This is a genomic window from Acinetobacter pecorum (assembly GCF_014837015.1).
Classification (GTDB): domain Bacteria; phylum Pseudomonadota; class Gammaproteobacteria; order Pseudomonadales; family Moraxellaceae; genus Acinetobacter; species Acinetobacter pecorum.
Genome location: NZ_JACSPT010000011.1, coordinates 49,370 through 69,615 on the forward strand (window position 1 = coordinate 49,370; position 20,246 = coordinate 69,615).

At 46.3% G+C, this 20,246-nt stretch carries 18 protein-coding genes; 12 read left to right on the forward strand and 6 right to left on the reverse strand.

Going from position 1 to position 20,246, the window contains the following annotated elements; translation table 11 throughout:
* Nucleotides 1-115 precede the first annotated feature (115 nt).
* Together H9629_RS09705 and asd are read left to right on the forward strand one after the other, a co-directional pair.
* Nucleotides 116-964, forward strand: coding sequence for a sulfurtransferase (locus H9629_RS09705; protein WP_064095180.1), 849 nt, complete (start codon nucleotides 116-118; stop codon nucleotides 962-964).
* The gene (gene asd / locus H9629_RS09710; protein ID WP_064095115.1) at nucleotides 961-1,812 is read left to right on the forward strand and encodes an archaetidylserine decarboxylase; all 852 of its coding nucleotides are present in this window, start codon (nucleotides 961-963) and stop codon (nucleotides 1,810-1,812) included. The genes H9629_RS09705 and asd overlap by 4 nt, the downstream gene beginning before the upstream one ends.
* A gap of 194 nt (nucleotides 1,813-2,006) precedes the next feature.
* On the opposite strand, the gene H9629_RS09715 is transcribed toward asd, so the two are convergent.
* Nucleotides 2,007-2,621 (reverse strand): SPOR domain-containing protein, encoded by a 615-nt coding sequence (locus H9629_RS09715; RefSeq protein WP_064095114.1) that lies wholly within the window; start codon nucleotides 2,619-2,621, stop codon nucleotides 2,007-2,009.
* A 321-nt stretch (nucleotides 2,622-2,942) separates the two neighbouring features.
* Nucleotides 2,943-4,733: an arginine--tRNA ligase gene (argS, locus tag H9629_RS09720; protein WP_064095113.1), complete on the reverse strand. Its 1,791-nt coding sequence runs from the start codon at nucleotides 4,731-4,733 to the stop codon at nucleotides 2,943-2,945.
* A 264-nt stretch (nucleotides 4,734-4,997) separates the two neighbouring features.
* Here argS and H9629_RS09725 point away from each other — a divergent pair, with 264 nt between their 5' ends.
* Nucleotides 4,998-5,285, forward strand: coding sequence for a DUF2798 domain-containing protein (locus tag H9629_RS09725; RefSeq protein WP_064095112.1), 288 nt, complete (start codon nucleotides 4,998-5,000; stop codon nucleotides 5,283-5,285).
* 80 nt (nucleotides 5,286-5,365) lie between these two features.
* Here H9629_RS09725 and H9629_RS09730 read toward each other — a convergent pair whose 3' ends face one another.
* Genes H9629_RS09730 through H9629_RS09740 form a run of 3 tightly spaced genes read right to left on the reverse strand, consistent with a single transcriptional unit; the run spans nucleotide 5,366 to nucleotide 7,817 of the window.
* Complete coding sequence (locus H9629_RS09730) at nucleotides 5,366-6,667, reverse strand: DUF445 domain-containing protein (protein ID WP_064095111.1); 1,302 nt, start codon at nucleotides 6,665-6,667, stop codon at nucleotides 5,366-5,368.
* A gap of 11 nt (nucleotides 6,668-6,678) precedes the next feature.
* On the reverse strand, nucleotides 6,679-7,227 hold the full coding sequence (locus H9629_RS09735) for a CC0125/CC1285 family lipoprotein (protein WP_064102586.1): 549 nt from the start codon (nucleotides 7,225-7,227) through the stop codon (nucleotides 6,679-6,681).
* A gap of 50 nt (nucleotides 7,228-7,277) precedes the next feature.
* Entirely contained in the window at nucleotides 7,278-7,817 is a 540-nt protein-coding gene (locus H9629_RS09740) for a DUF924 family protein (RefSeq protein ID WP_064102587.1), read from the reverse strand.
* Nucleotides 7,818-8,032: 215 nt separating this feature from the next.
* Here H9629_RS09740 and gshA point away from each other — a divergent pair, with 215 nt between their 5' ends.
* The gene (gshA, locus tag H9629_RS09745; RefSeq protein WP_064102588.1) at nucleotides 8,033-9,610 is read left to right on the forward strand and encodes a glutamate--cysteine ligase; all 1,578 of its coding nucleotides are present in this window, start codon (nucleotides 8,033-8,035) and stop codon (nucleotides 9,608-9,610) included.
* A gap of 18 nt (nucleotides 9,611-9,628) precedes the next feature.
* Nucleotides 9,629-10,156 (forward strand): disulfide bond formation protein B, encoded by a 528-nt coding sequence (locus H9629_RS09750; protein ID WP_144724134.1) that lies wholly within the window; start codon nucleotides 9,629-9,631, stop codon nucleotides 10,154-10,156.
* 53 nt (nucleotides 10,157-10,209) lie between these two features.
* Here H9629_RS09750 and H9629_RS09755 read toward each other — a convergent pair whose 3' ends face one another.
* Nucleotides 10,210-11,541 (reverse strand): PGAP1-like alpha/beta domain-containing protein, encoded by a 1,332-nt coding sequence (locus H9629_RS09755; protein WP_064095179.1) that lies wholly within the window; start codon nucleotides 11,539-11,541, stop codon nucleotides 10,210-10,212.
* A gap of 246 nt (nucleotides 11,542-11,787) precedes the next feature.
* Between H9629_RS09755 and H9629_RS09760 the strand changes: the two genes are divergently transcribed.
* The 7 genes from H9629_RS09760 (at nucleotide 11,788) to urtE (ending at nucleotide 20,233) form a co-directional block, all read left to right on the forward strand.
* The gene (locus tag H9629_RS09760; RefSeq protein ID WP_064102590.1) at nucleotides 11,788-12,381 is read left to right on the forward strand and encodes a YqiA/YcfP family alpha/beta fold hydrolase; all 594 of its coding nucleotides are present in this window, start codon (nucleotides 11,788-11,790) and stop codon (nucleotides 12,379-12,381) included.
* Nucleotide 12,382: 1 nt separating this feature from the next.
* Nucleotides 12,383-14,263: a DNA topoisomerase IV subunit B gene (gene parE / locus H9629_RS09765; protein WP_064095105.1), complete on the forward strand. Its 1,881-nt coding sequence runs from the start codon at nucleotides 12,383-12,385 to the stop codon at nucleotides 14,261-14,263.
* A 358-nt stretch (nucleotides 14,264-14,621) separates the two neighbouring features.
* Nucleotides 14,622-15,902, forward strand: coding sequence for an urea ABC transporter substrate-binding protein (urtA, locus tag H9629_RS09770; RefSeq protein ID WP_144724135.1), 1,281 nt, complete (start codon nucleotides 14,622-14,624; stop codon nucleotides 15,900-15,902).
* A 94-nt stretch (nucleotides 15,903-15,996) separates the two neighbouring features.
* Nucleotides 15,997-17,631 carry an urea ABC transporter permease subunit UrtB gene (urtB, locus tag H9629_RS09775; protein ID WP_191731004.1) on the forward strand — a complete coding sequence of 545 codons (1,635 nt, stop codon included), beginning with the start codon at nucleotides 15,997-15,999 and terminating at the stop codon, nucleotides 17,629-17,631.
* Nucleotides 17,632-17,635: 4 nt separating this feature from the next.
* Nucleotides 17,636-18,709 (forward strand): urea ABC transporter permease subunit UrtC, encoded by a 1,074-nt coding sequence (gene urtC / locus H9629_RS09780; protein ID WP_144724137.1) that lies wholly within the window; start codon nucleotides 17,636-17,638, stop codon nucleotides 18,707-18,709.
* Nucleotides 18,706-19,524, forward strand: a complete 819-nt coding sequence (gene urtD, locus H9629_RS09785) for an urea ABC transporter ATP-binding protein UrtD (RefSeq protein ID WP_191731005.1) — start codon at nucleotides 18,706-18,708, stop codon at nucleotides 19,522-19,524. The genes urtC and urtD overlap by 4 nt, the downstream gene beginning before the upstream one ends.
* Before the next feature lie 10 nt (nucleotides 19,525-19,534).
* Nucleotides 19,535-20,233 carry an urea ABC transporter ATP-binding subunit UrtE gene (gene urtE, locus H9629_RS09790; RefSeq protein ID WP_191731006.1) on the forward strand — a complete coding sequence of 233 codons (699 nt, stop codon included), beginning with the start codon at nucleotides 19,535-19,537 and terminating at the stop codon, nucleotides 20,231-20,233.
* Nucleotides 20,234-20,246: the final 13 nt, after the last annotated feature.

Here is a 20,246-nt window from a genome sequence, read left to right on the forward strand (position 1 = left end):
TTTTCTACTTTTCCTTAGCTAAAATTATGCTAAGGATCTTGATAAAAATATCATAATTGAAAAAATGAGCTGTGCTAAGATCAGACAGATTTGACCGTGACGACACCTGATAATGATGACAGCTTCAGCCTTGGATTTTGGCCTGCTGATTGAAGCAGAAGACCTGGTTCCGTATCTGGGACATGAGAAACTCAGAATTGTGGATTTAAGCCGGGCTTCGGTCTACGAGCAATTGCATATTCCACATGCCCTACATTTAAAGCCTAAACTTCTGGTGCGCCAGGAAGAAACGGCGATGGGACTATTACCGGATACCGAAGGCTTACAGGCGCTCATCAATTATCTGAATATTTCTCCAGAACATCATGTCGTGGCTTATGATGATGAGGGCGGTGCATGGGCCGGACGTTTACTCTGGAACCTGCATTGTCTCGGCTTTGAAAATACCAGTTTACTCAATGGCGGGATTCATGCCTGGCTTGGTGCCAGTCTGCCTACTTCATCTGATCAGGAAACTGTTCAGCCGGTCGAGCATTTAGTTCAGGTACAACTCGAGCACAAGGCCCAATTCCAGATTGGCTATGAGGAATTAAGACAACAGGTTGAAAATGAAAATATTCAGCTCTGGGATTGTCGTACAGAAGAAGAATATACCGGCCTGCGTCTGGCAGCGCGACGCGGTGGTCACATTCCAGGTGCACGTCATTTTGAGTGGAGTACTGCCCTTAACCGGCAAAATCATTTAAAATTACATCCTTTACCACGCACACAGCAGCGTCTGGAACAACTGGGTTTTGATTTGAATCAACCGGTTGTAGCGTATTGTCAGTCCCATCACCGTTCAGGTCTGGCTTATATTCTGGGCCGGTTATTGGGCTGGAATATCCGGGCCTATGATGGTGCGTGGAGTGAATGGGGCAACCGCCTCGATAGTCCAATCGCTACAGGAGAGGTGCCATCTTGAGCATCACATCGCGTCTAAAACAACAACTGTTTATCCAGGCCCAAAAAGTGGTGCCGCAGCATCGCCTGTCACGTGTGGTGGGAAAAATAGCAGCCAGTGAAAATCCGATTGTAAAAACAGCGGTCATTACAGCATTCAAGACCAAATACGGGATTGATATGTCGATTGCTGAGCAAACTAATGCACTGAAGTTTAATTCATTTAATGACTTCTTTACCCGTGGTCTGAGAACAGGTGTACGTGCGGTAGATGCGGATTCAACTGCAATTGTTTCTCCTGCGGATGGCGCGATTTCCCAACTGGGTAAAATTGAAAATGGCGATGTATTTCAGGCCAAAGGGCAGAAGTTCACTGTTGAAAATCTGATTGCCGATCCGCAACTGGCCGAACCATTTAAAAATGGTGAATTCGCAACAGTGTATCTGTCACCACGTGACTATCACCGTGTACATATGCCATTTGCCGGAACACTGACTGAAACCCTGTATGTACCGGGTGAACTGTTCTCGGTTAACCAGACGACAGCAGAAAACATTCCGGGCCTGTTTGCCCGTAATGAACGTATGGTCTGCCTATTTGATACAGAACTCGGCCGTATGGCAGTGGTATTGGTGGGTGCGATGATCGTTGCAGGGATTGAAACGGTTGCTACGGGTAAGGTGAAGCCTTCAGGACGAATCGAACTGAACCAGCATGATTTATTTCTGGAAAAAGGTGCTGAGCTGGGCCGTTTCTACCTCGGTTCAACCGCGATTATCCTGTTTGAAGAAAACAAAATGCATTGGGATGAGAAGTTTAAAGCCAATTCAACTGTATTGATGGGCGAAGCACTCGGGCATACGGTTTAAAAATTTTAGCTTCCCTTTATTAAAGGGAGGCTGGAGGAATTAAATATTTTCTAGTTTAGAATAAATAAAAATCCCCCTCAGTCCCCCTTTTGAAAAAGAGTGAGGTTCCCTCTCCTTGTAGGAGATGAGCAGCACTGCTGCGCAAGGGAGAGGTTCAAAAAAAGCGCCATCAGGCGCTTTTTTATTGTTAAGGTTTATCGTTTTACGACGATTGAATCGATTCCGCTATTTTGCAAGGTTTGCTGCGCGATGATTGCAGCTTCTGCTGAATCGTAAGGACCAGAAACCACGCGATACCAGACTTTGCCATTTTCCACACTGCGCACTACATCGGCAGATAAGCCATTAAGAATAATTTCTGCACGGCGAGCATCTGCCTGATCTGGGTCATCAAAACTGCGCACCTGCAGAATATAACTGGCCGGTGCGGCAACAGGAGCTTCACTGGCTTGCAGGCCAGGCTCAGTTGTGGTCGCCTCAGGTTCAGCCGCTTCAGGGCGGGGGGCTTCAACAATGACTACCGTATCCTGCTTTTTGTTTTCAGGAACTGCCTGTTCAGGAATTGGCGTCACTTGCTGCTGTGGTAACAGGTCATAAAAACGGTAATCTTTGTTGGTGTCTTCTTCTTGGACAGATTCACTTGTTTGAGTCTTCGGTTTGACTGGTTCCCATGGCTTCCAGAGCATGAGCGCCATCAAAAAACTTAACACGATTAAAATGATCACGAGTGTGCCGAGCCAGGTTGGAATAAGTGGCTTTTTAGGCTTATTCGGTCTTTCAGATACACCGCGCTGCGTTTTTCCAAACACTTGGGATTTTCCTCTTATTAATCGGGACATATAGAAAAGGCATAACAGCAGTTATGCCCCTACTATCATTTCATCCTATGTGATCAGGATCTAAAAGTCATCCTCTAGATCATAAATCACACAGAATTTTAATTTTTCTGTATCTTCAAGCATATAGCTCAAATTAAAAAATTCTGCTTGGCAGATAAACGGTAATAAAACATGCTTTCAAGCTAAGATATTTAAGCTTAAGAGCATGCCAATTGCTTACATGCTCACTTCGAGCATAGCTCTCGTCTTGCGAGCGTGCTCACCTTCTTGCATTAATGTAAAAGCAGTGCTTTACATTGATTCAGGAGCAGACACACCTAAAAGCTCTAAACCATTACGTAATACCTGGCGAACATTCACAGATAACAATAAACGTGCCTGAGTCAACTCAGCATCATCACCCAGAACCTTATTGTCGTTGTACCAGCCATGGAACAGCGCAGCCAGTTCTTTCAGGTAATTACCAATCTGATGTGGTTCATAACTGTTTGCAGCACGCACCACGATCTCCGGATACGCTGCCAGTTTTGCCAGGATTTCAGTTTCCGCTTCCAGCTCGAGTTTAGCTGCTAAACCACGCGCCACTGTCGCATCAAAGTTTACACCGATAGAGGCTGCCTTTTCTAACATACGGCAGATCCGGGCATGTGCATACTGGATGTAATACACTGCATTGTCCTTACTTTGTGACACGGCAAGATCCAGGTCAAAGTCGATGTGCTGTTCAGACTTGCGCATTACGTAGTAGAAACGTGCTGCATCATTACCGACTTCTTTACGCAGGTCACGCAAGGTCACGAACTGGCCTGAACGGGATGACATTTGTACCATCTCGCCACCGCGCCACAGGCTGACAAACTGAACTAAAAGTACAGTCAGTTTTTTCGAGTCATAACCCAGCGCATCAATGGCCGCTTTTACCCGGGAAATATAACCGTGGTGGTCTGAACCCCAGATATCAATAATATCGGTATAGCCACGTTGCAACTTGTTCAGGTGGTAGGCAATGTCAGACGCGAAGTAGGTGGTCTGGCCATTACGGCGTTTCACCACGCGGTCTTTTTCATCACCGAATTCAGTCGACTTGAACCAGATGTTGCCATCTTTTTCGTACAGGAAACCGCGCTGATCCAGAGTTTGTAAGGCTTCTTCAATTTTTTCAGTGAGAGAAGCTTCGCTGAACCACTGGTTGAAAGTCACTCCGAACTCACCCAGATCGTCTTTAATGTCATCCAGAATGGCTTTTAAAGCAGCCTGATGGAAAACACGGTAGCCTTCATTTAATAAGGTTTGTGAATTGAAGATCAGGCCATCGATATGCTTTTCTTTATCGCCAGAAACAACGACTTTATTGCCTTCAGCATCGGGCTCTGCAGCATATTGCACATCTTCCGGTACATCTTTATAAACATCTGCAACAGGGCGGACATAGGCATCACCATCCTGGTCAATAATGCTTTGCGCGATTTCTTTAACGTAGTTGCCCTGGTAAGCATTTTTCGGAAAGACCAGTTCCTGACCGGTTAATTCTAAGTAACGCAGGTAAGTAGAAGTCGCCAGAATATCCATCTGACGGCCAGCGTCATTGACATAGTATTCACGGTCGACTTTGGCACCGGTTGCTTCAAGCAGATTCGCCACCGTCATACCATATGCAGCACCACGACCATGACCCACGTGCAGGCTAGAGGTTGGATTGGCAGAGACGAACTCAACCTGGATACGTTTGCCGGCATTGACCTGGGTACGACCATACGTTGCCTGTTGGGCCTGAATTTGATCCAGAACAACAAAGCGCTGGTCGGCATTCAGAAAGAAGTTAATAAAACCGGGACCGGCAATTTCTGCCTTGCTGATATCTGCCACTTCAGGCAGGGCAGCAAGAATCTTTTCTGCTAAATCACGTGGCTTCATACCTGCAGCTTTCGACGCGATCATGGCAATATTCGACGCAAAGTCACCATGGCTTCGGTCTTTGGTACGCGTCAAATTACTTGTATTATTCCAGTCAGATGGGAGTACGCCTTGTGCCTGTAGAGTGTGCACTGCATGATCGAGAGCTGCTTGTATTGCCGTATTCATAATCAGTCGAAAATAGAGATCGCAGAAAAACAGCAAATATAGCAAATTTCCGGCTGTTTAGGTAAAAGCATTTATGGAGAAGAAAAACTATACAATTAACAGTCATAAATTTTCTAATTAAATCAATAGAGAATAACGGGATAAATCTCATGAAAATTGAATTAATATCAGGCAAAACTATCTAAATAAAAAAATCACTCAGCCAAGTCTGAAGATTTGGCTTATATTGTGGGTAGTCGAAGAACAAACAAAAAAAGAGGCAGTATGGCTTCACCACAACGTCCAACTATTATCGGGAACATTCCTAAACTCCCTGCAAAATGGGCACTGATTATTGTGCCTTTTATCCTGTCCTGCCTGATGAGTGGCATTATTTCCATGATCAATATGCTGCGTACCCTCGGCTGGACTGAAGGATTTATCGCGCTCTGGTTTCATAACTGGATGATTTCCTGGGCGATTGCTTTTCCAATTGTAGTGACTTTATTGCCGTTTGTACGCAGATTTACCGGGCTACTGGTAGATATGTCCGGACCTCAGCCACCCAAATGATCATTTTTAAATTTAATCGGGTGAGGAACAACTCTCTGACGACTTAAAAGCTGGGCTGTATGGGGCAAATAGCCTCACCTTTAAATTAAATGCTCCACTGCCGCCCGGATGATCCCGAGCACCAGACCGATACAGGCCCCAACTACCACGCCATTGACCCGGATCATATGCAGGTCACCACCGACCTCATTTTCAATCTTGTCAATCATCTCGCTTGAATCCCATTCGTGGATGCGCTCGCTGATAAAGCGGATGACTTTTTCACTGTACTGGTCGCTCAGGTCCACCGCGATTCCGCTGAGACGTTTATTCAGCAGCTCACGAACCGAGACATTCGAGATAATATTTTCTCCAACCTGCTGGATAGCAATCCTGAGATTTTCCGCAATACCCGAATCTGGTTTTTGCAAGTCTTCCTTGATTGCATCACATAAAATCACCACGGCACCACTGATAAAATTCAGCACTTGTGGACTATCCAGTAAGGCATCTTTGGTTTCATTCAGACGCTGGCTGGCTTCACTGTCATTATCCGACAGCTGTAACATCCAGCTATTTCCCATTTCCTCAATTTTAAGTCGCCATGGATGATCTGGGTCGGCCAGCATGGCCTCAACCCGCTGAATGACAGAGTCGATACTGCGTTGCTGCACATCAATCCCGATCCAGCTGGCACCTTTGGCCAGTTTCCACACACCCATTTCCTTAAACAGGTTACGGGTCAGTTCCCGGGTCTGTTCGGGATGAGAGGTCATCCAGGCATGTACCACATCCAGTCCTCGCTGTAACACATCCTGATGGAAATCATTGTCCAGTACTGCGCGTAGCATTTCACTGGCCAAGGTATTGATCTGGGTGTTTTTGACCCATTGCACGCTGTTGCTCTGGATAAATCCGGCAATCTGTTCCTGCCCGACAAATTCAAAGATTTTCGGAGCTGTCTGCTGGATGACCTGAGTCACCTGGACACTGTTCTGTGGGTTGGCCAGCCAGCGCCCCGCAGCCAGACTGAGGTCGGTACTCTCCAGACTGCGCTGTACAATTTGTGGAGAAAGAAAGTTTTCCTGGACAAAACGGCCCATCGATTCTGCAATCCGGGCCTTGTTGCGTGGAATAATTTCGGTGTGGTCACGTAAAAACTTGGGAATAGGCAGACGGCCAAAGGGATTGCGGAACAGAACCGTAATCGCATACCAGTCTGCCAGACCACCAACTACCCCTGCTTCTGCCGAAAGCATCAGGATCTGAAGCAGCCAGACATATTCCGGCAGCAGTTTGGCTGCCACCATCAATGCCAACCAGATCAGAACCGCAACCACCAGGGCAATGGTCGCGAAACGTTTACTTCGTTGTAGGCTCGGGGAAATACGCTCTGTCTGCATGAATCATCCTGTCAGGAGGGATTGGCCGGTTGCGGTTGCAGCACTGTACCAGATGGACTTAAACCATATTTAGCGCCAAGTGACTGTAAAATCAAGCGGGCATCAAAAGCATCTTGAGGTGCCTGATTGGCTTTGAAGCATTCAATGGTATAGGCCACCTGGGCAGGATCCAGAGTCACGGTATAAGGACGGTCATAGAATGGGTCAGGCCAGAAACCCGGATAACGGCGGTAATAACCAAATGGATAGTAGCTCGGTGCTGGATAAACCACGGCCTGCCGCGGCGGTTGGGTCCGGTTACTTGGATCATTGAGCACCCTGAAGAACTGAAAGCCATTCTGTACGGTGGTCTGGGCGGCTTTGAGCAGGGTAATTTCTTCCGCTGTACCAAAACTCATATTGGGGCGTGCCTGAAAGCTGATGCGATAGGTATTGGCATTCAATGGCGTGGTGCTGTACTGGCCGAGCTGGTCAAAGGTCAAGGGTTTGGAAGGTGTGGTGGCACAGCCCGTCAGGCTAAGGGCAGCAATTACACCCAATCCCAGTAGTGTATTTTTCATGTTCGGTCTCCTGATGCAATGATCCAGTCCGGACAGCCTGTTAAAAAATCTTAAAAGCTGCTGTCGGGCTGGGTCAGGAAAATAAGTTCTTCATCGGTCGATTCACGGCCCAAGATTTGATTTCTGTGCGGGTAACGTCCAAAGCGGTCAATAATGACCTTGTGCTTTTTCTCGAATTCAAGATTGGTCGGATTACCCAGACGCTGGAACAGTTTCAAAGCGAATTCATGAATCAGTCTGGATTCACTGTGCATAAACGGCATATAAAGAAAGGCACGCTGTTCCGGACTGAGCTGTTGATCCAGGTTCAGGCTGATGGCTTCCTGAGCCAAAGCCAGTGCCAGACTGTCTTGGGCAAAAGCCTGGGGAGAATCCCGGAATAAATTTCGTGAAAATTGATCCAGAACAATAATTTCAGCCAGCCGGCCTTCTGCGGTTTTACGCCAGGCCCAGAGTTCAGCTTGGGTTGCCTGCCGATGGGTGCTCATGAACTGCTGTGCAATACTTTGGTCGAATTCATGACTCTGGCTAAACCATAATGGCTGGCTGTCCGCATGAAACCAGAAGTCTAAAATATCTTGATAATTCATAATATTTACAATTCATTAGCATCTATTTGTTAATAAAATCACAAATTATCCATGTCTTATAGAGGAAGTTTGTGTTAAATATTTGCCAAATTAAAAATCAAAGGTTTGCCTGAAAACTAGGCAGCCTGTCATATGCCGGCATGAAATCACGTTATACTGATTAAACTGATGATTTTAATTTATTTAATAGTTTAGCCCCCTTAAGCGAGATTGTAATGAGTCAACCTGAATCGACTTCCCTAAATGTGTTACCGACCTGGGTCGAGTCGTCACTCATCAAAGGCATGCTGCGTGGTATTGAGCGTGAAAGCTTACGCATGCAAAGTGATGGATTCCTGTCACAGGCAGCGCATCCTCGTGCCTTGGGTTCAGCCTTGACTCATCCCCATATCACGACGGACTATTCTGAAGCATTGATGGAGTTCATTACTCCGCCACAAGACAGTATTAAAAAAGCGCTGGATTATCTCAGTGATATTCATGCGATTGTGCATCGTCATCTGGAAAATGATGAAAAACTCTGGCCCTTGTCGATGCCGTGTATGCTGGACAGCAGTGATGACAGTATTCCGCTGGCACAGTATGGCAGCTCGAACATCGGCCTATTCAAGACCTTGTATCGTCATGGTCTAGGTGTGCGTTACGGCCGTCGTATGCAGACGATTTCAGGCGTGCACTATAATCTGTCTTTTCCGGATCATCTGTTCGAGGCCTTACAGCAGCAGGAACAGGACGAATCTCTCAAGGCATTAAGCTTGCAGGATTATCGCAGCCACCGCTATATGGGGCTGATCCGTAACTTTATCCGCCTGACCCCACTGGTCATGTTCCTGATCGGGGCCAGTCCGGCAGTCTGCCAGTGCTTCATGACCGGCCGTGACCATTTCTTGTTGCCATTGGTCAAAGGCACCCTATATTCTCCATATGCGACTGCACTGCGTATGGGGCGTTTTGGTTATCAGAACTCTGCGCAGAAACAGCTCGGTATTCACTACAATAATTTGCAGGACTATCTGGATGGACTGCAAAAAGCCGTCAAAACGCCCTATGAGCCGTTTAGCCGTTTAGGATTGGACGATGCAAATGGTCAGCCGATCCAGATCAATGATCATGTGCTGCAAATCGAAAATGAATATTACAGCTTAGTGCGCCCGAAACAGGTACCGCAAGCGGGTGAAACACCCTCCCAGGCCTTGGAAAATCGCGGAATTGCCTATATCGAGTTGCGTGCAGTCGATGTCAATCCTTATAGTCCGACTGGTATCAATGAAGATACAGCCGGTTTTCTTGAAGTACTGGCCCTGTACTGTCTATTACAGGACAGTCCGGCACTACTCGGTGATGAACAGGACCTCATTGAGCAGAATCAGGCCGAGGTCGTCAACCGTGGCCGTGCACCTAATGCAGCGATTATAGAAAATGGCCAGTCTTATCTGATTGAAGACTGGTGTGGCATGCATTTGCAGCGCATGCTGCCCCTGGCCAAGCTGCTTGATTCGACCTATGACATCACCGTGTATACCGATGCCCTCAAAACCATGATGCTCCGGGTCGATGAAGTTGATGCTACCCTGTCTGCCCTGGTGGTCGGGGATATACGTAAACAGGGCGGTATGTGGCATTTTGGCCAACATCTGGCACAGCAGCACAGCCTGGTCTATGAAGAACATCAGCTCAGTCCCGAAACACTGGCTTATTTTGAAGAAATGTCACAAAAGTCATTGCAGCAGCAACAGCAACTCGAGCAAGATAGCAGCATCAGTTTTGCTGATTATTTAGCCCAATATCGATAAAAAACAAGAGGATTCACCATGCAATGGGGTTATCGCTTCGTGAGTGGGGTGTTGTTTCTGGCTGCTGTCATCGGCATGGCATTTGCCTTATATCTTGAGCATGTACAAGGGCTTGCACCTTGTCCGCTCTGTGTGTTTCAACGTGTCGGATTAATCGGACTGGGGATTATCTCCCTCATTGCATGTCTGCATAACCCTGCATCCAATCTCATGAAACGGTTTTATGCCTTGCTGGGTTCGCTCAGTATTTTGTGGTCTGTGGGGGTGGCGGCGCGGCATGTCTGGCTGCAGAACCTGCCCCCAGATCAGGTGCCGAGCTGTGGTCCCGGTCTGGAATACTGGCTGGAAACCTTGCCGTTGCAGTCTGTATTACAACAGGTGCTCAATGGTTCAGGGGAATGTGCCACGGTTGACTGGACCTTCCTGGGCCAATCCTTGCCTGTCTGGTCCTTGATCTTTTTCAGTATTTTACTGCTGGTCAGTGTATGGCAACTGCTGCGTAAATATAAAACCGTACCGGTTAAACGACTGAGAGACAAATATTAATTCAGTCAGTCATAAAAAAGCCCTTAATCGAGGGCTTTTTTATGTGCTTGAGTTTAGGTCAGGGCAATGCCTTCCAGGCTGTCCAGGTCCATTAGATATTCATGAATCTGATCAAAGGCTTCATCTTCTACACTTGGATAAAACCAGCGTACGATCTGTTCGGCCACCAGTGGATGATACTGAATTTCAAAATGGTTCAGGCCATAGAAAATAGCCTTATGTGCATCCGGGACTTTGAGCTGGAAACGAGGATTAGGGTGCTCGCCCAAAGCACTTTTCAAACTGACCAGATAATCGCCAATCATATGCAAGGTCTTGTTCTTGCGGTGTTCAAACTCAATGGTACCTGCAACCAGATAGGTATCGATATGAGAGGGAATCGGGGCAGGTTTGCGGTGATCATCCATAAGGCCGATACGAAGCGGATTATGCTCCCAGTCATCATCACGAACACTACCATGGCGTAAATCCAGAATCCCGTTACTGCGGATATTGACCAGATGGCCAATTAGCCGGATCAGTGGAAAATGTCCAAGTTTGTCCTGCAGGCTAAAGCCAAAACGTTCCAGTACCGCACCATGATGCGGTGAACCCAGACAAACCAGATTCTCCACCATGTTGACCCAGCCATACATATTTTGCTTGCCATAGAACAGTGCACTGCGTGAGACCAGTCCACCCATACTATGTCCAATCAGGTCAATACTGGTAATTCGCGGATTGCGGGTGACCAGTTCCTGTAAGGTATTTGCCAGACTGCGACCATTGGCAGAAATCCGGCGTCCGGTATTGTAGTTCAGGTAGAGCATGGTATTGCGGCTGCGCTGCGCCAGTAATTTTTCACCGATTCCTTCATATTTGCGATTTGACCAGTCTAAATGGTTCATGCACAGGCCATGTACAAACAGGGTAATACGGCCGCTCAGCTCACCTTTTTGCAGCGAGCCATAATGGTCATAGATCACCATCGGTAGGGCGAGAGGGTTTTGATATTTCAGCAGGTAGTCCCCGATAATGCCATTTAAGGCACTGACCAGGAAATGCAAGGAAGGGGTCAACGGTTTGTTGTGCAGTTTTGGAAACCGTTCAATGATCTGGCGCAAAGCGGGAGCAATCAGGGTATTGCCATAATGAAACAGCATGTCATAAGACATTTGGTAGAGCCGCACAATCGAAGGAATATTCTGAATTTTCTGTGAATTGTTTTCACTTAAACCAAAAATACTCATTAAAATTTCGCGTTGAAGACTTTTGACCAGCTCCTGGATCACATCATTAAAGCGCATCGTGACCAGCTGCGCCAGACCTTCCAGTACATCGGCCTGACTCGGCGGGGTTCGGTCCCAGCGACAATAGGTTTCATGTAACGGTGTCAAACTTGGCATCTGATCCTGTCCTTTCATTGAGCCGCGTGTAGTACTGTCTTTCTTTTTAAAGAACTTCGCGGTATAAATTCTTTTTCTTGTTGGGTTTCCAGATTTTTAAGAGCCTTCGATTAAAATAACGAGAATGAGAAAAGATTTTGAGCTTTTTTGTCAGACAATTTAAGCAATTAACAGGTTATAAAAAGTAGTGTACTTCACATTTTTAAATTAAATTTTGATGATTGATGGGTTTTTTGTTGATAGTTGATGAATATCATTTATTTGCATGGATTTAAGAGTAATTCGAACTCGATCAAGGGGAGATTGCTGCAACACTACTGTGCACAGTATCCAGAGATCCGGGTACATTTACCTGATTTAAACATGCCACCGAATGCTGCCATTGCACATGTGTCCGCGCTGATTGAGTCAATGCAAAAGGTCGCATTGCTGGGCAGCAGTCTCGGGGGATTTTATGCGACACATCTGGTCGCACAGCATGCTGTGCCTGCTGTACTGATCAATCCGGCAATGCGACCATGGCAACTGTTTCGTGAACTGTTTGATGAGCAGTTACCTTATCAGGTACATCCAAACTGGTGTCTGGATGAGGCAGATCTGACACAACTGCAACAATTGGCCCTGCCGGTTGCACAAGATGCAGACAAAATACTGGTTCTGCTGCAACAAGGTGATGAAGTTTTGGATTATCGTGAAGCACATCGTTATTATAGTGCTGCGCATCCCCCGGCTATGCTGATGACTGAAGCGCATGGCAGTCACGGGATGGATGATTTTGCGGAAAAAATTCCGTTCGTCTTACAGTTTTTATTGGACTGCATAAAAAAGGAAACCGAATAACGTGTCTCAATATACGGCTCAATCTCTCGAAGTTCTGTCTGGTCTGGACCCGGTCCGTCGTCGTCCGGGCATGTATACCGATACTTCTCGTCCCAACCATTTGGCCCAGGAAGTGATTGATAATGCTGTCGATGAGGCACTGGCAGGGCATGCCAATAAAATTACCGTCACGGTCTATAAAGATGGTTCTTTGTCAGTCGAAGACAATGGCCGTGGTATGCCGGTAGATATACACCCGGAATATGGCCAGAGCGGTATTGAAATCATCATGACCAAACTGCATGCCGGCGGCAAGTTCAGTACCGATAACTACCAGTTTTCCGGTGGCTTGCATGGCGTCGGGATCTCGGTGGTGAATGCACTGTCGACCCGTGTTGAAGTTGCGGTACGGCGTCAGGGTAACCTGTATAAAATGGCCTTTGAAAATGGCGAACCGGTTGCACCACTTGAAGTACTGGCAGGTAAGGCACCAAAACGGGTATCCGGGACAACAGTTCACTTCTGGCCAGAAGCTAAATATTTTGATTCGCCTAAATTTGCCTTAAAAGCGTTAAAACATAATCTCAAAGCCAAAGCTGTTCTGGCCGCAGGTTTACAGATCAATTATATTGATCAGATCAATGATGAAAAGATCACCTGGCAGTTTGAAAATGGTCTGGTTGACTATTTGATGGATGAGTTGGAAGACCGTGAAATTATTCCGGCACCAGCTTTTGTCGCCACAGGTGATGCAGAGCGCGCCAGCGCAGAATTTGCGATTTGCTGGAATGTTGAAGGTGGTGAAAGTGTTCAGGAATCTTATGTCAACCTGATTCCGACCGCGCAGGGCGGCACCCATGTGAATGGTTTGCGTTCAGGCGTGACTGATGCGATGCGCGAGTTCTGTGAACTGCGTAATTTGCTGCCGCGGAATATGAAACTCTCTGCCGAAGACGTCTGGGACGGCGTGAACTATATCCTGTCACTGAAATTCCAGGAGCCGCAGTTCTCAGGTCAGACCAAAGAACGTCTGTCGAGCCGTGAAGCAGTAGGGATTGTGCAGAATATTGCCAAAGATGCCTTTGCATTATGGTTGAACCAGAATTCTGACATTGCCATGCAACTGGCTGAAATGGCCATTTCCAAAGCCGGTCGCCGTCTGAAAGCGGCCAAGAAAGTTGAGCGTAAGAAGATTGTCGCGGGTCCAACTTTGCCGGGGAAACTGTCGGATTGTGTAGGCCATGATCTAGACCAGTCAGAATTGTTTATTGTGGAAGGGGATTCTGCGGGCGGTTCGGCCAAGCAGGCGCGTGACAAGAATTTTCAGGCGATCATGCCAATTCGTGGCAAGATTTTAAATACCTGGGAAGTCTCTTCTGATGAAGTACTGGCATCTCAGGAAGTACACAACATCGCGATTGCCATTGGCGTGGATCCGGGTTCAGATGATCTGTCTGAGCTGCGTTATGGCAAGATCTGTATTCTGGCCGATGCCGACTCGGATGGTCTGCATATTGCGACCCTGCTTTGCGCCCTGTTTGTGAAGCATTTCCCAACTCTGGTCGAAGAAGGGCATCTGTATGTCGCCATGCCGCCTTTATTCCGGATTGATGACAACAAAGATGTGCACTACGCTTTGGATGAAGACGAGCTGAACAGCATCCTGAAAAAATGCAAAACCAAGAATCCGCAAATTACCCGATTTAAGGGTCTGGGCGAGATGAATGCCAGCCAGTTGCGTGAAACTACACTTGATCCGAACACGCGCCGTCTGGTGCAGCTGGATCTGGATGATGCGCATTTTACCGCAGGTCTACTGGATAAACTCTTGGCAAAAAAACGTGCCAGTGACCGCAAAGACTGGCTGGAGCAAAAAGGTAATCTGGCAGATTTGGTGGTTTAAACTATCGAATTTGAGCAATCAAAAAATCCCGCAAGCGCGGGATTTTTTGTTTTAAAACAGTGCAAAAAATATTCAATGAGCTGCACTTTTTTTGTACACGCTCTTCCGTTTTAGTTTGATCATATTTTCATTGGTCTTTACCAAAGCTATTTAAGGATGGATTGGGGCTCAGTATTTAAATAGACCATGATTTCTTTTCAGTATTACTAAATCTATGATTAATAATACAAATAATGAGGTAGGTTAAAGTAATTTTTTTATTTTTCGAAGTCTTGGCACAGAAATTGAATCACTCCAAGCAGATGTAAAACAAGACAAGCATGAAACATGCACCATTATAAAGTTTGGAGAAAATCTGATGTTCCAACGCAATTTATTTTCAAAAAGTATTTTAGCCGTAACTATGGCAGGGGCTGTTACATTAACAGGATGTTCAAAATCAAATGATGCAGCACCAACAGGTGAGAGTGAGCCAAAAGCAGCCGCCAGTGGTGACACGATTAAGGTCGGTATCCTGCATTCATTGTCAGGCACGATGGCAATCTCCGAAACATCACTCAAAGATACTGCCTTAATGGCTATTAAAGAAATTAATGCCAATGGCGGTGTGCTCGGTAAAAAATTAGAGCCTGTGGTCGTTGATCCTGCATCTGACTGGCCGCTATTTGCAGAGCAAGCACGGCAGTTGATTACCCAAGACAAAGTTGCGGTGATTTTTGGTGCATGGACATCGGTATCGCGTAAATCTGTTTTGCCCGTTGTTGAAGAACTCAATGGTTTATTGTTCTATCCCGTACAGTATGAAGGCCAAGAACAATCAAAAAATATTTTTTATACCGGTGCTGCACCAAACCAACAGGCCATTCCTGCGGTGGAATACTTGATGAGTGAGGAAGGAGGTAAGGCTGAGCGTTTTGTATTGCTCGGTACGGACTATGTGTACCCACGGACCACCAACCAGATTTTACGTGCTTTCTTAAAGTCTAAAGGCGTTGCAGATGCCGATATTATGGAAGAATACACTCCATTTGGTCATAGCAACTATCAAACTATTGTGGGCAATGTGAAGAAATTTGCAGCCGGTAAAAAGACTGCCGTGATCTCCACCATTAATGGTGACTCGAATGTACCGTTCTATCGTGAATTGGGTAATCAGGGCATTAAAGCTTCTGATATTCCAGTGATGGCGTTCTCGGTGGGTGAAGAAGAACTGCGTGGTATTGATACCAAACCATTGGTGGGACATTTAGCCGCATGGAACTACTTCATGTCAGTGAAAAATCCAGGTAATACTGAATTTATGAACAAGATGAAGCAGTATGCGGTGGAATACAAACTGCCAAATGCAGCCAAGTTTGTGACCAATGACCCCATGGAAGCGACTTATGTCGGTATCAATATGTGGAAGCAAGCGGTTGAAAAAGCGGGCAGCACAGATGTCGATAAAGTGCGCGAAGCGATGGCAGGTCAGGAATTTAAAGCACCATCGGGTTATACCCTCAAAATGAATGCAAGCAACCATCACTTACACAAGCCAGTCATGATTGGTCAGATTCGTGGTGATGGTCAGTTTGATGTGGTCTACAAAACATCTCAAACTATTCAAGCAGAGCCTTGGAGCCCGTACATTCCTAAATAAGACCTATCTTTTGCCTGCTACAGCCGTAGCAGGCATTCCCTGATTTTTTTCTTACTCTCCACGGAAAACTTCCAATGGAATAGGGGTGTATATAATGAATATTCGTGTGAATATCGCCACTATTTTTCTGTTTTTTATACAAATATTTTGTATGCAAATGGCAACAGCAGAAACCTCTTTACAAGACAATAATTCAACCATAGCGATACAACAACAAGATGCGATTCAGCAATTTGTGCAAGGTGATTTTGCTCAACGTCGTGCTTTACTCAATCAATGGCCAGGCAGTATTGAACAGTTAGATCAGCTTGCAGAATATGTTGAAAACAACCAGCTTTATAGCGGTTCTCAAGGACAAACTTATATTTTAGAAGCCGATAATCAGTTGCTCAGTTATCCAAGTTTAGATGTCGTTGCAGATTGGCCAAGTGACCTTGCACAAGTCACTTTGGTGAATACCTTGCGTAAAGCACTGACCTTTGGTTTGGCACAAAGCAAGTTGAAGTCGGATGATGCCTCTGAGCGTTTAGAAGCGATTGATATTTATGAAAGCAATCTTGCAGAACTTGATATAGCACATATCAATGCGCTGTATTTAAAAGAACAAAACAATAAAGTCAAAGCCCGTTTGGCACAGTTGAAAGCGCGTCTGGATTATCAAAACTCAGATGTGCTCGTCAAAATTCAAGCCGCAAAAATTTTACAAGATTCTAATCGTCCTGATGTCTTGGCGATGATCGACAATGAGTTGGCACAGCCGAATATCCATCCTGAACTGAAAGCGGCTTTGCTTGAAGCGAAAAGCAGTATTAAAACCCGTATTCAAGCCAGCGAATGGACAGGACATTTATTTTCAGGTTTAAGTACCGCCAGTATTTTGTTGCTTGCTGCACTGGGTCTTGCGATTACCTACGGTTTGCTCGGTGTCATCAATATGGCACATGGCGAGCTCATTATGATTGGCGCCTATACCACTTATGTGGTGCAAAGCCTGTTTAAAAGCTATTTGGGCAGCTATGTCGATTGGTACTTAATCGCCGCGATTCCTGCGGCATTCTTGGTAAGTGGGCTGATCGGCATGTTGATTGAACGTACCGTGATTCGTCCACTCTATGGTCGCCAGTTGGAAACCTTGCTTGCCACTTTTGGTGTCAGTCTCATTCTGATGCAATTGGTACGGATGACTTTTGGTGCACAAAATGTTGAAGTATCGAACATTTCATGGCTGTCGGGCGGGATCTCTATCACGCCTAGCTTAATGCTGCCCTATAACCGTATTGCGATTATTGTCTTTACCATTGCAGTGCTTTTACTGTTGGTTTACCTACTGAATAAAACCCGTTTTGGTCTATTCGTTCGTGCGGTGACACAAAACCGTCAAATGGCGCGAGCAGTCGGTATTCGTTCTAGTCGTATCGATATGATGGCCTTTGGTTTAGGTTCAGGTCTTGCAGGACTAGCCGGATGTGCTTTGGCACAAGTCGGTAACGTCGGGCCGGATTTAGGGCAAAACTACATTATTGATGCCTTCTTGGTTGTAGTTGTCGGTGGTGTAGGTCAGGTGTGGGGTGCAGTCCTTGCAGCGCTTGGTCTAGGTATTAGCGGTACCGCCTTGGAAATTGGCATTGGTGCGGTACTGGCAAAAATTGTTCTCTTGGTGCTTGTGATTTTGTTTATTCAAAAACGTCCACAAGGTTTGTTTGCCATCAAAGGTCGTTTTGTGGAGTAAGCACATGAAGATTAAACAATTATTATCCGACAAACCACATAGCGGGATTGCCATAGCCGTGTGCTTTGCCATCTTATTGGCATTGCCATGGCTACATTTATTACCTGCCGATTCAACCCTGCATTTATCTGCTTATTGGGTTACCTTGATTGGCAAAATCATGTGCTTGGCCTTGGTCGCTTTGGCACTGGATTTAGTCTGGGGCTATGCCGGCATTTTAAGTTTGGGGCATGGTTTGTACTTTGCCCTTGGCGGTTATGCCTTTGGGATGTACCTGATGCGCCAGTCTGCAGGGGATGGCATTCCTGACTTTATGCGCTTCCTCAGTTGGACGGAAGTGCCATGGTTTTGGGTGGGTACGGAGTACTTTCTTTGGTCGCTCGCACTTGTAGTGTTAGTGCCGGGCATCATTGCCTTTATTTTTGGTTTCTTTGCTTTCCGCTCGAAAATTAAAGGCGTGTATTTCTCGATTATTACCCAAGCCATGACTTTTGCAGCAGCATTACTGTTCTTCCGTAATGAAACCGGTTTTGGGGGTAACAACGGCTTTACCGGTTTTAAAACTATTTTAGGTATGGACATTACCTCGGCATCGATGCGGGCAAGTTTGTGCTTTATCACGGCATTGGTGTTGTTGCTGTGCTTTATCGGCTTACGTCATTTGATGAATAAACCTTATGGTCGTGTACTCGGTGCCATTCGTGACAGCGAAAACCGTCTGCAATATTTGGGCTACCGCACGCTTTGGTACAAGCTCTCGGCATGGGTGCTGTCTGCGGTGATTGCAGGGATTGCAGGGGCGCTGTATGTGCCACAAGCCGGCATTATTAATCCAGGTGAAATGAACCCGGTGAACTCGATTGAAATGGCGGTTTGGGTGGCAGCGGGTGGACGTGGCACACTGATTGGTCCATTGATTGGTGCAGGTGTCATTAACGGGGTAAAAACCTATTTCACCTCGGCTTATCCTGAAGCATGGTTACTCATTTTGGGTGCGCTATTTATTGTGGTCACCATTTTCTTACCGAAAGGCATTATTGGTCTGTTTGACCGTTTTAAAAAGGAGCGTAGCGAATGAGCGAGATCCTACAACCTCATGGTGGTCATGCTTCTGAAGGCTATGGTCGTCCAAGAGAACAAGGCGCAGACTTTACTCACGGCATTGCGTTATATCTGGAAAAAGTTAGTGTATGGTTTGATGCCTTTCGTGCCCTAAATGATTTGTCGTTGTATATCGAAGAGGGTGAATTGCGCTGCATCATCGGGCCGAACGGGGCAGGGAAAACCACCCTCATGGACGTGATTACCGGCAAAACCCGACCAACCGAAGGCAGCGCTTTTTTTGGGCAAAACTATGATTTGTCGAAAATGAGCACCGAAGAAATTGCCGAAGCTGGTATTGGGCGCAAGTTTCAAAAACCAACAGTGTTTGAAAATTTCACAGTGATGGAAAATCTGCTGCTGGCTGCACCCAAAGACAAGCGGGTGAAAAAGAGTTTCTTTAGCAAGCTCGATCCTGATGCACAAAATGCTTTAGATGAGTCCTTAACGCAAATTCGTCTGCAAGAATTTATTAATAAACCTGCTGGCTTACTGTCACATGGTCAAAAGCAATGGTTAGAAATCGGCATGTTGCTGATGCAACGTCCAAAACTGATTTTACTGGATGAACCTGTAGCAGGCATGACCGATGCAGAAACTGAACGCACGGCGGAGCTGTGTTTAGAACTCAAGAAAAATCACACCCTAGTCGTGGTCGAGCATGACATGAGCTTCATTGATACCATTAGTGAAAAAGTCACCGTGTTGGCACAAGGCGCAATTTTAGTAGAAGGCACATTGGCAGAAGTACAAACCAATGAAGATGTCATTGAAAAGTATTTAGGACGTTAAGGAGACCGCGATGTTAGAAGTCAAAGACGTCAATCAATTTTATGGTGGCAGTCATATTTTACGTGATGTGTCGTTGGCTGCACCTGTGGGTGAATGTTCGGTGGTACTTGGACGCAATGGTGTGGGGAAAACCACGCTCCTTAAATGCCTGATGGGTATTTTACCGATTAAATCCGGACAGATTTTGCTGGATGGTAAAGACATATCCAGGCTCAGTCCTGAACAGCGTGTACGTGAAGGTTTGGCTTATGTGCCACAAGGTCGAGATATTTTTTCAACGCTGACGGTGGAGGAAAATATTCTGATTGGCATGGCGAAATTTAAAGGAGCAAAGACACGTAAAGTGCCTGAGCATTTGTATGAAATTTTCCCTATCTTGGAGGAAATGAAGCACCGCCGCGGCGGAGATTTGTCCGGTGGTCAGCAGCAGCAGCTTGCCATTGCACGAGCCCTTGCTTCTGAACCGCGTGTGCTGATTTTGGATGAACCGACTGAAGGTATTCAGCCATCCATTATTAAAGACATTGGCCGGGTCATTCGTAAACTGGCGGATGGTGGTGAGATGGCGATTGTGCTGGTTGAGCAGTTTTATGACTTTGCTGAAGAACTTGCCGATGGTTATACCGTGATGGCACGTGGGCAAGTCGTGGCGCAAGGTGTAGGCAGTGAAATGCCGGAGAAGGGAATTCGGGAGTTGGTGGCGATTTAATGCTTCTGAAGCC